Origin of the sequence: Shewanella yunxiaonensis, from assembly GCF_018223345.1 — a bacterium.
Taxonomy (GTDB): Bacteria; Pseudomonadota; Gammaproteobacteria; order Enterobacterales; family Shewanellaceae; genus Shewanella; species Shewanella yunxiaonensis.
The window spans coordinates 3,775,001-3,788,260 of sequence record NZ_CP073587.1; the positions used below are offsets into that span (position 1 = coordinate 3,775,001).

A 13,260-nucleotide genomic window follows, 5' to 3' on the forward strand; every position below is an offset into this window, starting at 1 on the left:
TAATCCCACCTGGGCTTATCCATTCGCGCAAGGACCGAAGTTCCCCTGCTTTCCCCCTTAGGGCGTATGCGGTATTAGCAGTCGTTTCCAACTGTTATCCCCCTCGAATGGGCAAATTCCCAGGCATTACTCACCCGTCCGCCGCTCGCCGGCAAAGTAGCAAGCTACTTCCCGCTGCCGCTCGACTTGCATGTGTTAGGCCTGCCGCCAGCGTTCAATCTGAGCCATGATCAAACTCTTCAATTAAAAGTTTTAGACTCTATGAATGACTGTTCTTTGTTCGAACACTCTTCAGTGAGTTTTAAATCGTTTTGCGATTCGTTCACTGCGAGTGCCCACACAGATTTGCTTGTCTCATCAATTGTTAAAGAGCGTTGTTCGGGCTTATCTCCGAACAGGGACGTGCATTCTACACCACCCCGTTTTGGCGTCAAGTGGCTTTCGCCAATCTTTTTTCGCCAGGACAATTCAGCCTTGCCGCCTTGTCCTCAACACCGCCAGCGTGTCGCTGTTGCCGTGTCAGTGGGTGCGCATTATAGGCCCCTTAGCTGTTTGCGCAAGGGCTAAATAAAAGAATTTTTCCGTTTGTTCAAGAAACCATCCAACCGCTTAAAAGTTAAATGGTTATGGTACAAATAAGCGCCTATTACCGACTTTTGCAGGGGACTTAGATAAACATCCGTCTATTCAGTGTAGGCAAGCTCTCCGAATTTTGCCTAATAAGACTAAAAAATTTCTCGCCAGTCAGCGTACGTTAAACTGGAATTCTGCACTATTTACCACAACCTGAAGTATTATTGCGTTATCTTGCACACGAGAGTTGAAGGAGCCACGATGAGAGGATGGATTATTCTGGCAGTGCTCGCTGCTATTGTTTACTACCTTGCGACTAAGACAGATAAGCTAGATGAGCCTATCGCAAAATCAGAAGCGCTACTGAATAAGATAGAACGCAAACTGGATGCGATGACAGGAACTCAAATTATCCGTATCGATCAAAAGCGTGCAAAACTAAGGTCAACTCTCGGCGAGCGATTGTCTAATGCTGAACTGCAAGAGTTGAATAAGGTATTGGAAAGTCCTGATACCTTTTCAGATTTCAAGGATGAGTATTGCCGCAGTGATGTCATGTCACATCCAGTATTCAGTAAGGACAATCTTCAGTTTATTTGCGATAACTTTTAATCAGGATGCAGTATCGTCGATAAATTTCTAACTAACGCTTTTACTTAAGGGCTGTAACTATGTCGCAATTCGTATCTGATATCTTTGACACTAAATCTTGGGAGCCAGTATCAGGCTTTGATTTTGAAGATATTACTTACCATAGAGCTAAAGAGCAGGGTACGGTCAGAATTGCTATTAACCGTCCCGATTGTCTTAATGCCTTTCGTCCCAAAACGGTTGATGAGCTGTATACCGCACTAGACCACGCCCGCCAGTGGTCTGATGTTGGCTGTGTTTTAGTGACGGGTAATGGGCCATCGGCAAAAGGACAATGGTCTTTTTCTTCCGGTGGTGATCAGCGTATTCGTGGCAAAGACGGTTATAAGTATGAAGGTGTCGAAGCGGGAAAGGCTGATTTGGCACGGATGGGACGACTTCATATCCTTGAGGTGCAGCGGCTGATCCGTTTTATGCCCAAGGTAGTGATTGCGGTCGTTCCTGGTTGGGCGGTAGGAGGCGGTCATAGTTTACATGTTGTGTGTGATTTGACATTAGCCTCTAAAGAACATGCAGTTTTCAAACAAACAGATCCTGATGTTGCCAGCTTTGATTCTGGTTATGGCAGCGCTTATCTCGCAAAAATGATCGGTCAAAAGCGCGCTCGGGAAATTTTCTTTTGTGGGTTTAATTACAGTGCCGACGAAGCTTTTGCTATGGGCATGGTGAATAAGTCAGTACCACATGCCGAACTGGAACAAGAAGCTTTACGTTGGGCCAAAGAAATCAACTCCAAAAGCCCGACAGCAATGCGTATGTTGAAATATGGTTTCAACTTGCCAGATGATGGTCTGGTGGGACAACAGCTATTTGCGGGAGAGGCGACTCGTTTAGCCTATGGTACCGCTGAAGCCCAAGAAGGCCGGGATGCATTTTTGGAAAAACGCGATCAGGATTTCTCTGAATTTCCTTGGTACTACTAACATCGTTGAAGTTGGATTAATGTCGAACGCATTTTCCGTTTAGCATAATCGGAATCCTCCTGTTTATTTTTATATGATAACAATTATCATTAACACATAAACAAATGGGAGGTGGGGCATGATTAAGACATTAACCTTTGCTGTGCTGCACTTTAGTGTGGCTTTCAGCATCACTTATCTGTTAACCGGTAGTGTATTGGTCGGTGGCGCTGTAGCATTGATAGAACCGAGTATTAATACTGTCGTGTTTTACTTTCACGATAAATTCTGGAAGAAGTGGGAAGCTAAACATCCTTCAGTTGCTATTTAAACATCTGTCTCGTCCTAAGATAGGTTGACAGTTTTTAGGCCAGCTCCCGTAGCTGGCCTTTTCTATTGTGCACCTGATTGGGTGTTGCCATATCTAAACTCAGGTGTGGTCTCATTTCGTTATATATCGCTATCGATTCTCGAACAAGTATCTTCAGCTCTTCCAGCGTTTTACATCGATACAGGAAAAACTCCTGCTTCAGTATGCCATTCACTCTCTCAGCTAACGCGTTTTGGTAGCAATCATAACCGTCTGTCATTGGCGGCTGGATTTGACTCGCCTGCAGCGCATCCTGATAAACGGCTGAGCAATATTGCGCTCCCCGGTCTGAGTGATGCACTGCATTAGCGATATAGCGCTTATCCCTAACCGCCATTTTCAGCGCTTTCACCACGCTGTCTGCTTTCATGTCCGTACTCAAGTGATGACCGACTATCTTGCGTGATACGGCATCGGTAACCAGTGACAAATAGTGCACGCCTTGGTCTGACTCAAGATAGGTGATATCGCTGACCAGTACATGCTCTGCATCATGCAGCCCGTCTGCTTTCAGCAGGTTAGGATGCTTCTTCATCCAGTGCTTGCTAAACGTCGTTTTGGTGTAACTTCTCTTGGGTTTAACCAGCAAGCCCTCATTTCTCAAATAGGTAAAGAATCCATCCCGTCCGAGTTTGATATCCTGTTCAATCAGCATAGGTTTTATCAATGTGTAGAGCTTGCGTGTGCCCAATCGCGGCATATATTTACGCCAGTATTGTACGGAGTCTTTGATGACCGATAATTCCGTTCTCCGACTATTCATCCGGGCAACTGCCTGGTAAACACCTTGCCTTGAAATACCGACAGCACGACATGCGGCTGCCAGGTTTATTTCGCTTTTGGCTTTGGCTTGCCAGACATACCGGATAAGTACTTTTTTCTTAAACCAGCTCCGTATTCATTATCCATGATATCGACCATACCATTGAGGATTTGGTTACGCAGTTTCTCTTCGGCTAACTCACGCTCAAGGCGTTTGATAGTTTGTGCTGGGGTTTCTTTTGAATGTGGCATAAGGGGATGCTGAAAAGGTTTCGACCAATCGAGTCTACCATGCTTTCTGAGCCAAACGAGTACGGTTGTCTTGCCCTGAATGCCAAAGCGCTTCTGGGCTTGTTTGTACGTCATCTCGCCTTTTTCGACACGCTCTACGACACCTAATTTAAAGGCTAAGGTGTAATCACGTTGCGTGCGCTTACGGCTTGAGTTAGTTGATGTCGCCATAAAGAAGTCCTCTTTATGTCAACGTATTTCAGGACGGGACAATCGCGAATTAAAAAGCCCGGACGATGCCGGGCTTTTTTGTCTAAAAGTGTGCAGCATTTACAACTGGACGAACAGTTGCGGCGTCACCATTCTGAAATCCAGCGCCATAGTGATACTAAGCGCGGTGATAGTGAAGATGGAAAACGCAAACACCTGACGAGCCCAGCCATTCACATCAACATCACTACGGTAGCCACGCAGGGCCATCGCTAACCACCATAAACTGGTTGAACAAGCGACCACCATAAAGGCTGTACCGGTATAACCTGTTAACGGAAGCAGCGCGGTCACAATACTAAATACCGCGATATACAGCACTATGTGCAACTTGGCTTTAGCAATTCCTTGAGCCACTGGCAATACTGGAATATTGGCAGCTTTGTAGTCATCGTATCGGAATATGGCGATGGCGTATGAGTGGGGCATTTGCCACAAACAAAACATCAGCAACAGAATAGCCGCTCCGGCATCAAACTGTCCTGACACGGCACAATATCCCACCACTGGCGGAACTGCGCCAGAAAGACTCCCAACCACAGTTCCATAAACCGATTTACGCTTCATATATAGGCTATAAAAGCCCACATAAACGATGTAACCAATCGCCGCAAACAGGGTTGCCATGGCATTGGTGTAGATTGCTAATACCGCAAACCCCAAACATCCCAACAGCACACCAAAGCAGAAAGCTTTCGATGCCGACAGTTCACCAGTAACTGTCACACGGTTCCGTGTTCGTTTCATCTTGGCGTCAATGTCTCGGTCGATGCAGTTATTAATTGCACAACCAGACGCGACGACTAAGGATAATCCGACAATCGCAGCCAACATTAATGACCAGTCAACATGTCCTCTGGAAGCTAGGAAAAATCCACCAGCAACAGAGATTAAGTTGCCGATAATAATGCCCGGCTTGGTGACGTTGAGATAGGGTTTCATCATGACACTATTACTCACATATACATCATCAGCGCATTAGCACTGTAGATAATCCAGATGGATAATCCGACTACCAGCCCGATAATCACTGCAGAGAAGATAAACGCCACAGCATTTTCTTTACCATGCGGAGTGAAATCCAGATGCAGGAAGTATTTCAGATGCACAATGATCTGTATGACAGCCATGAGCACAACCAGCACAACGGTTGCGGGCTTACTCAACTGGTGAGACATTACCGCCGCAAACGGGATAGCCGTCAGGATGACAGATAATACAAATCCAATCAGATAAGATTTGACGCTGCCGTGGCCGTCATCATGAGCCGCTTGATTCGCCATATCACTCATTAGATTACCCCCATCAGGTACACAACAGTAAATACGCAGATCCAGATAACATCCAGGAAGTGCCAGAACATACTCAGGCATCCCAGACGGGTCAGCGTACGGTCACCCAAACCACGTTTGATCACTTCCATCATCATAATGGCCATCCAGATCAAACCAGCAGTTACGTGCAGACCGTGCATACCTACTAATGCAAAAAATGCGGACAGGAAAGCACTGCGATCAGGACCATTTCCTGCAACAATCAGATGATGGAACTCATTGATTTCCATTCCGATGAACACCGCACCAAAGAGGAAGGTGATCACCAGCCAACCGAGTGTGCCTGATACATTCTTCTTATGGGCTGCCAACATCGCAAAACCATAAGTGATACTACTGAGCAACAGTGCTGCGGTTTCCACAGCAACATAATCCAGCTCAAAAATATCGTGACCAGATACCCCGCCAGCAGTATTCATAAACAACACTGCATAGGTAGCAAATACAGACGCAAACAGCAGACAGTCTGTCATCAGGTAAAGCCAGAAGCCAAAGAGCGTGACCTTACCTGTATCGTGATGATGCTCGTCGTGTGCGCCAGCATCCATTGTGTGACTCAGGGTGCTCATGCCGCAACCTCCGCAACATTTTTCAGATGGGCTTCTTCAATACGTTTTACTTCATCAGGCTGTACGTAGTAGTCCACATCGGTGTTATAAGCTCGGGCAATAAAGATGCCGATAGTTCCGACAAAACCTACGATAGCTAACCACCAGATATGCCATATCAAAGCAAACCCCATAACAGTTAGCGCAGCACCCATTAAAACGCCTGCTGAAGTATTTTTCGGCATGTGAATTGGTGCATACTCAGCCTGCTTAGCATAAGCAGTACCGTTTTCCTTCGCTTCCATAAAGGCATCAATGCTGTGCACTTCAGGTGTTTTGGCAAAGTTATAGAACTGTGGTGGTGATGCAGTTGACCACTCCAGTGTACGGGCACCCCATGGGTCACCAGTAGTATCCAGATTCTGGTTACGATCACGGATGGATACATACAACTGAACGAACTGGAAGATGATACCAAACAGGATAATTACCGCGCCGACACAAGCGATATACAACCAGATATTCCAGTCTGGGTTATCGGTGTGGTTCAGACGACGGGTCATACCCAAGAAGCCCAACACGTACAGCGGCATAAAGGCAACATAGAAACCAATCTGCCAGCACCAGAAAGCGGCTTTACCATATTTAGCATTCAGCTTGAAGCCGGTAGCTTTCGGGAACCAGTAAGAGAAACCTGCCAGATAACCAAATACCGCGCCACCAAGAATGGTGTTATGGAAGTGAGCGATCAGGAACAAACTGTTGTGAAGAACAAAGTCTGCACCGGGTACCGCCAGCAACACCCCAGTCATACCACCGATGGTGAAGGTGGTCATTGCGCCCAAGGTCCACAACATAGGCACAGTGATTCGCACCCGGCCGCGGAACATGGTGAAAATCCAGTTAAACAGCTTCACGCCTGTTGGCACCGCGATAATCATCGTCATAACACCGAAGAAGGCGTTAACGTTAGCGCCAGATCCCATGGTGAAGAAGTGGTGCAACCACACAATAAAACCAAGGATCGAGATAGCGCCGTTGGCCATGATCATGGAGGTATAACCAAATAGCTTTTTAGAGCTAAATGTCGCCACAATTTCAGAGAAAATACCAAACGCTGGCAACACCAGAATATAAACTTCTGGATGACCCCAAGCCCAGAACAGGTTGATATACATCATCGCATTACCACCCGCTTCATTAGTGAAGAAGTGGAAATCCAGATAACGATCCAAGGTCAACAGACCAAGGGTTGCGGTCAGAATGGGGAATGAAGCGACGATCAGAATATTTGCCCAAGTACAGGCCCAGGTAAATACAGGCATCTGCATCAACTTCATGCCTGGCGCGCGCATCTTGAATACTGTCACCAAGAAGTTAACCCCGGTGAGCAGGGTACCCAGACCCGATATCTGCAAGGCCCAAATATAGTAGTCAACACCGACCCCAGGACTGAATGTCAATTCAGACAATGGCGGATATGCTACCCAACCGGTACGGGCGAATTCACCAACCCCTAATGAGATATTGATCAACACCGCACCAGATGCGGTCAACCAGAAGCTCAGATTATTCAGGAAAGGGAAAGCCACATCACGCGCACCAATCTGCAATGGCACCACAATGTTCATCAAACCGATCATAAATGGCATCGCCATAAAGATGATCATGATGACACCGTGAGCACTGAAGATCTGGTCATAGTGTTCGGGTGGAAGGTAGCCCGGGGCACCATTAGTCGCCAGTGCCAACTGAGTACGCATCATAATCGCGTCAGCGAAACCACGGACTAACATGATCATCGCTACAACGATGTACATGATACCCAGACGCTTGTGATCGACAGAGGTGATCCAGTTTTTCCAGAGCATACCCCATGCATTGTACTTGGTTAAAATGGCCAACAGGGCCAAACCGCCTACAGCAACAGCTGCAAGGGTAACCATAATAATGGGTTCGTGGTAAGGAACCGCATCAAGAGAGAGTTTACCTAATAAAGACATGTTGACTCCTACGCCTCCCCATTAGCTTTGGCGTGTTCAACGGCAGATGACGAATCGTGATGCATCATCTGCATACCAGACTCACCAGCATCAGAACTCTTATGTTCCTGATGTTCCTGATGTTCGCCATGTTCGTGACCGCCTTTACCCCAGTCGTTATAGTGCTGCATGTACTTCATGACTATCTGATGGAACATGCCATCAGTTATCGCACCATAATACTGCACAGGGTTGTTTTCGCTGGGTTTAGCCAATTCGTCGTAACTCTGCGCATCGAGCACAGCGCTATTAGCTTTAACGGAAGCTACCCACTTCTCAAAGTCAGCATCCGTTGGTGTTGCCGTAGCCTTGAACTTCATTCCGGTAAAACCTGCACCGCTATAGTTGGCAGACATACCATCAAAAGTACCTGCTTCATTCGCAATCAGATGCAATTTAGTTTCCATACCAGCCATGGAATAGATTTGACTACCCAACTGGGGAATAAAGAATGAGTTCATCGTCGAGTCAGACGTGATCTTGAACTGCACCGGCACATCTTTTGGAAATACCAACTCATTGACTGTAGCAATTCCCTGTTCTGGGTAAATGAACAGCCACTTCCAGTTGAGAGATACCACTTCAACCGTTAGATGATCACGTTCGTGATCCAACGGCCGGTACGGATCCAGCTCATGAGTGGTTTTCCAGGTAATAGTACCTAGAATAACAACAATGATAATCGGAACTATCCAAACGACAGTTTCGATCTTGTTTGAATGCGCCCATTTAGGCATATAGAGCTCGTCACGACCTTCACGATATTTCCACGCAAAGTACAGGGTCATAAAGATTACCGGAATAACCACTATCAGCATCAACACTGTAGCGACGATAATCAGATTTTTCTCCTGCAACCCTACATGTCCTTTCGGGTCGAGCACGCCCCCCTCACAGCCGGCCAGGAATAAGGCCATAGCTGCCAAAGCGACTTTACTTAGGCTACGAATAAACACAAAGAACCTTCCTCTAACGACAGAGGTTGATAACATCCACTGCCAGGAGGGCAGTAGCGTGAACAACGCTATTAATACCGAACAAACTTTCAGCGGCGATATAATAGACGCCAGAACCAATCTGTATAAATCAAACCTTTGGATAGTGGCGAAAAAAACAAACTTTAGTATCGGAAAAAATTTTTTATTATTTTCCAGCCAAGCTACCGTTTATTTAACAGAAAACCCAATGAAAACAGGCGCACGCGCCATAATCCATCAAAGTAATCTGACAACGAAGAGTAGTCTGACTCTTGATTTACGCCACTGATACACACAAACAAAGTGTGACTTTTGTCTGCTCAGTTCGATAAACGTGAAGATTATCACAAAAATATTCTGAACACACAATGGTTAAGTGGTTAAACCGCACATTGTTTATTTACCCCACCAAAGCAAGATCAATCATACCCATAGCATGCTATAAATTAATATAAGTTTTTGAAAATTATAAATAATATTAACAAACACTTATTTATTAACTCGCTTATATTGCCGTGATGAAATTTTTCAATGATGACTATGCAAAGTAAATAACGCCAAATACTCACCCTCGTTTATTAGTTCCTAATGCAGCGACCTATTAGCCACTATCCCCCTAAAACACCCCGTTTACCGAATAACGAGATGGTTTAGGCGTTTTTGGCCGAAACTCCATGAACTGTATGGTCGCGTGCTAATTCAAAAAATGTTGATGTAGGCAACTATTGCAGGGATTGCATGACAAACTTTACGCCATACCCGTTGATAACAATAAGCACGGCATTAACGCGACGCCGCTATGGTGTATTTTGCTTCCAGTGGTATTTTGTCATTTATTGATTGCACTAGGCTTCTCTTATAAAACAACGACACCAAACCGCATCACGATAACGACTAACACAGTTAGGCCAATTCATGCCTTTTTGTATCAGGCACCAACAAAAAACGCACCACTACACCCCATGACAGAAGCAAGCAAGAACAACACAACAGGAAAGTATTCAACACAGAAGCAAGGTATCAGCCAATCGCCTTCGCACCCACGATTCAGCAAAAAATGATAAAAGTTCAGCAGCCACAACTGAGGCAACTGCCAGCAACATATCCTCCATCCAAGACATCACTTCCCACTATTTGCAACAGCAACAGTCCGGCAAGTTAAATCAGGGAGCGACCCAATATGCCAAGAAGCAGTCTGCACGCAAAAGTTTGAGTGTCATAACGCCTGAGCCAGAGAGATTAGTCTTACCGACAATTCCAATAGGAGAACGCAATGGTTCGCTCGACTCACCACTCGATCCCAACCGTATCGTTAAGCAAGGAGATCGTTGTTATCGAGTGGTAAAAATGCCAACACAGCTTAACCCGGAAGCAGAGCATCTAGGTTTTGGCTTTAAATGTGCGCTAACGGATGATGAAAAACGGCTGGATAAATCCTTAACCAACCGCATTAATCAACACCGTCAATAATCATTCAGAATAAGCGTCCCAACATCAGCGATAAAACGTCAGGAAAAAAGCCCAGAAGATAAGTAACGATCACCGCGATCACAGATGATAGCCACCACCGTTGATCCTGGATGCTGTTGGGCAAGCACTAGGGCGGCAAACACCGCACCACCGGAACTGACGCCCGCACAAATACCTTCCTCTTGCGCCAGTTTTCTGGCCATATCCTTCGCGTCCTGTTCGGTAATATCCATGATCAAATCTACACGGGCAGCATCAAAAATACCGGGTAAATATGCTTGTGGCCAACGGCGAATTCCGGGAATTGAACTGCCTGACGCAGGTTGCAACCCGACAACAGTGATAGCTGGATTACGCTCCTTCAGATAGCGCGACACCCCCATAATGGTGCCGGTAGTCCCCATACTGGAGACAAAATGCGTTACCTTGCCATTCGTCTGTTGCCAGATTTCCGGCCCCGTAGTTAGAAAATGAGCGTTAGCGTTATCTTGGTTATTAAACTGATCCAATACTTTGCCTTTACCTTCCGCCTGCATCGTTAACGCCAAATCCCGCGCTTCTTCCATATTACCCACCAGCAGCAATTCCGCGCCGTAAGCTTGCATCGAATCCTTACGTTCCTGAGTGGAATCCTTAGGCATAATCAAAATCATCTTATAGCCTTTAATGGCGGCCACCATCGCCAGCGCAATCCCCGTATTACCACTGGTCGCTTCAATCAGCGTATCCCCAGGGTGGATTTCCTGCCGCAGTTCAGCCTGCACGATCATATTCAGCGCTGCCCGATCCTTTACCGAACCAGCCGGATTATTGCCTTCTAGTTTTAGCAAAACCGTAGAGGAACCACAGTTTAGCCGCTGCAGACGTACCAGCGGTGTTTGCCCGATGCAGGTTTCAATGGTGGGAAAATCAGACACGATATAGGTCCTTTATTCTTGATTAAACGCAATTAAACGATGCCTTATTCTATGAGCCTTACTTCTGGTAAACACAGTGAATAGTGCTTGGCGCATACAATAAATTGCTCATAGTTATTCCAAAAAGCTCTAGATAGGCATCTTATTATAAAAATTAACATCTATTACTCTATCAGCCATCACACTGACACAGTGACCGAATGAGGGAGTAAAAATGCCAGTAAAAATGATAAAAGCCGTGTTGGGAACCCTGTTTCTGGGAACATCGCTCAATGTGGCGGCGGCAGATCAAACGCTGCTGAACTCTTCGTATGACATCGCCCGGGAACTGTTTAGCGCCTACAACCCAATGTTTATCAAACACTGGCAAGAGCAAACCGGTAAAACCGTGGAGATTAAACAGTCTCACGCCGGTTCTTCTGCACAAGCACGTTCCATTCTGCAAGGACTGCCGGCCGATGTGGTGACCTTTAATCAGGTCACGGATGTGCAAATTCTGGCAGATCGCGGCAAGCTGATCCCTGCGAACTGGCAACAACTGCTACCAAACTCAAGCTCGCCTTACTATTCCACCATTGCGTTTCTGGTGAGAAAGGGAAACCCCAAACAGATCCACGATTGGGGCGATTTAACCAAAGATGATGTGAAGCTGGTGTTTCCTAATCCCAAAACCTCAGGTAATGCACGCTATACCTACTTAGCCGCTTTGGGTTATGCGCAGAAAATTTATGGTAAGGAAGATCAGGCAGATCTGGATAAATTCCTGAAAAAATTCCTCGCTAATGTCGCGGTATTTGATACCGGCGGTCGCGGTGCCACAACCTCATTTGTTGAACGTGGTATCGGTGATGTGTTGATCACCTTTGAATCTGAAGTGAATAACATTCGTCAGCAATATGGCAGTGATGATTATCAGGTTGTGGTGCCAAAGACTTCAATTCTGGCTGAATTTCCTGTCGCGGTTGTTGAAAAGAATGCCAAACGCAACGGTACTGAAGCGTTAGCGACCGAATACCTCAATTACCTTTACAGTGAAGAAGCGCAGCGGCTGCTAGCAGGTTTTAACTACCGGGTGCATAACGCCAAGGTGAAGGCAGAATTTGCAGATAAATTTCCAGAAGTGGATTTGCTAACCGTTGAACAAATCATCGGTGGCTGGGATAACGCGATGAAAACCCAATTTGCAAACGGCGCAAAGCTCGATCAACTGTTGAAACGCTAACACCAGACATACAGGCTGTGCTGCAACTAAGACCTGGGCTAATTCCAGGTCTGTTTGCAAATAATAGGTATTCATCTGGCAATACAGCCATAGATCGCTAAATAGGGTTATCCCAGTTAACGTAATGCGGTGGCAAATTCTGTGATTTCAACTAACGGGCGCTTGCGCCATAAACGGGTTCTGCCTGGATTCAGCATCAGCTTGGGCGTGTCGTTGCTGTTTGTCAGTTTGATCCTGTTACTGCCGACTACGGGACTGATCATGCAAACCGGGACCATGAGCTGGTCTGCATATTGGGGCGTGATTACCGATCCGCGGGTAGTCGCCAGTTATCGGGTGACCTTATTGTCAGCACTGGCGGCATCATTGTTTAACTGCTTGTTTGGCCTATTGCTGGCATGGGTGCTAGTCCGGTATGAATTTCCCGGAAAGCGGCTACTGGATGCATTAGTCGACCTGCCGTTTGCGTTACCGACCGCGGTTGCCGGTATCACGCTTGCAACGCTATATGCAGAAAATGGGCAACTTGGCAGTTTGCTGACGCAATTGGGGATTAAAGTGGCTTACTCGCCTTTGGGTATTGTGGTTGCCATGGTCTTTACCAGTATTCCATTTGTGGTGCGCACGGTGCAGCCGGTGCTCGAAGAACTCTCTCACGATGAGGAGGAAGCGGGTATGACGCTTGGAGCCTCAGACCGTGCAGTATTTTGGCGCATTATTCTGCCATCGTTGTGGCCGGCATTGATGGTGGGTACCGCACTGTCATTTACGCGCAGCCTTGGTGAGTTTGGTGCGGTGATCTTTATCGCTGGCAATATGCCTTACATCAGTGAAATCACTTCGTTGATGATCTTTGTGAAGCTACAGGAGTTTGATTTTGCTGGCGCCAGCGCCATTGCCTCAGTGGTGCTCATGACTTCATTACTGCTACTGCTGCTAATAAACCTCTGGCAAGCACGTTATTTGCGACGTATTCGCGGACGTTAAGGAG

Annotated in this window: 14 protein-coding genes and 1 rRNA gene (1 of these 15 running past the window's edge); 7 read left to right on the forward strand and 8 right to left on the reverse strand. The window is 46.4% G+C overall.

Features of this window, described 5'->3' with window-relative positions:
• A 16S ribosomal RNA gene (locus KDN34_RS17235) occupies window positions 1-246 on the reverse strand (it extends 1,297 nt beyond the left edge of the window).
• Between the two features lie 588 nt (window positions 247-834).
• On the opposite strand from KDN34_RS17235, the gene KDN34_RS17240 reads away from it, so the two are divergent.
• From KDN34_RS17240 to KDN34_RS17250, 3 genes are all read left to right on the forward strand, one after another.
• On the forward strand, window positions 835-1,185 hold the full coding sequence (locus KDN34_RS17240) for a hypothetical protein (protein ID WP_212594910.1): 351 nt from the start codon (window positions 835-837) through the stop codon (window positions 1,183-1,185).
• 59 nt (window positions 1,186-1,244) lie between these two features.
• Entirely contained in the window at window positions 1,245-2,147 is a 903-nt protein-coding gene (locus KDN34_RS17245; RefSeq protein WP_212594911.1) for a 1,4-dihydroxy-2-naphthoyl-CoA synthase, read from the forward strand.
• Between the two features lie 118 nt (window positions 2,148-2,265).
• A complete protein-coding gene (locus KDN34_RS17250) occupies window positions 2,266-2,457 on the forward strand; it encodes a DUF2061 domain-containing protein (RefSeq protein WP_212594912.1) in 192 nt (63 codons plus the stop codon).
• Window positions 2,458-2,491: 34 nt separating this feature from the next.
• On the opposite strand, the gene KDN34_RS17255 is transcribed toward KDN34_RS17250, so the two are convergent.
• The 6 genes from KDN34_RS17255 to cyoA form a co-directional block, all read right to left on the reverse strand.
• Window positions 2,492-3,720 (reverse strand): IS3 family transposase gene (locus KDN34_RS17255; RefSeq protein ID WP_212594913.1). Its coding sequence is split into 2 segments (ribosomal slippage): window positions 2,492-3,369 and window positions 3,369-3,720, totalling 1,230 coding nucleotides; the frame shifts between segments, so codons are not numbered across the junction.
• Between the two features lie 99 nt (window positions 3,721-3,819).
• Entirely contained in the window at window positions 3,820-4,704 is an 885-nt protein-coding gene (gene cyoE / locus KDN34_RS17260) for a heme o synthase (RefSeq protein WP_212594914.1), read from the reverse strand.
• Between the two features lie 11 nt (window positions 4,705-4,715).
• Entirely contained in the window at window positions 4,716-5,042 is a 327-nt protein-coding gene (gene cyoD / locus KDN34_RS17265) for a cytochrome o ubiquinol oxidase subunit IV (protein ID WP_228730383.1), read from the reverse strand.
• 8 nt (window positions 5,043-5,050) lie between these two features.
• Window positions 5,051-5,662: a cytochrome o ubiquinol oxidase subunit III gene (gene cyoC, locus KDN34_RS17270; protein ID WP_212594916.1), complete on the reverse strand. Its 612-nt coding sequence runs from the start codon at window positions 5,660-5,662 to the stop codon at window positions 5,051-5,053.
• Window positions 5,659-7,644, reverse strand: coding sequence for a cytochrome o ubiquinol oxidase subunit I (gene cyoB, locus KDN34_RS17275; RefSeq protein WP_212594917.1), 1,986 nt, complete (start codon window positions 7,642-7,644; stop codon window positions 5,659-5,661). The genes cyoC and cyoB overlap by 4 nt, the downstream gene beginning before the upstream one ends.
• Window positions 7,645-7,652: 8 nt before the next feature.
• Window positions 7,653-8,639 (reverse strand): ubiquinol oxidase subunit II, encoded by a 987-nt coding sequence (gene cyoA / locus KDN34_RS17280; RefSeq protein ID WP_212594918.1) that lies wholly within the window; start codon window positions 8,637-8,639, stop codon window positions 7,653-7,655.
• Between the two features lie 58 nt (window positions 8,640-8,697).
• Between cyoA and KDN34_RS17285 the strand changes: the two genes are divergently transcribed.
• Together KDN34_RS17285 and KDN34_RS17290 are read left to right on the forward strand one after the other, a co-directional pair.
• Window positions 8,698-8,949 (forward strand): hypothetical protein, encoded by a 252-nt coding sequence (locus KDN34_RS17285; RefSeq protein ID WP_212594919.1) that lies wholly within the window; start codon window positions 8,698-8,700, stop codon window positions 8,947-8,949.
• 845 nt (window positions 8,950-9,794) lie between these two features.
• Window positions 9,795-10,130 (forward strand): hypothetical protein, encoded by a 336-nt coding sequence (locus KDN34_RS17290; protein ID WP_212594920.1) that lies wholly within the window; start codon window positions 9,795-9,797, stop codon window positions 10,128-10,130.
• Between the two features lie 38 nt (window positions 10,131-10,168).
• Here the strand turns inward: KDN34_RS17290 and cysM are convergent, their stop codons facing one another.
• Complete coding sequence (gene cysM / locus KDN34_RS17295; RefSeq protein ID WP_212594921.1) at window positions 10,169-11,047, reverse strand: cysteine synthase CysM; 879 nt, start codon at window positions 11,045-11,047, stop codon at window positions 10,169-10,171.
• A gap of 214 nt (window positions 11,048-11,261) precedes the next feature.
• Here cysM and cysP point away from each other — a divergent pair, with 214 nt between their 5' ends.
• Window positions 11,262-12,269 (forward strand): thiosulfate ABC transporter substrate-binding protein CysP, encoded by a 1,008-nt coding sequence (gene cysP, locus KDN34_RS17300; protein WP_212594922.1) that lies wholly within the window; start codon window positions 11,262-11,264, stop codon window positions 12,267-12,269.
• Window positions 12,270-12,410: 141 nt separating this feature from the next.
• Window positions 12,411-13,256 (forward strand): sulfate ABC transporter permease subunit CysT, encoded by an 846-nt coding sequence (cysT, locus tag KDN34_RS17305; RefSeq protein ID WP_212594923.1) that lies wholly within the window; start codon window positions 12,411-12,413, stop codon window positions 13,254-13,256.
• The last annotated feature ends 4 nt before the right edge of the window (window positions 13,257-13,260 follow it).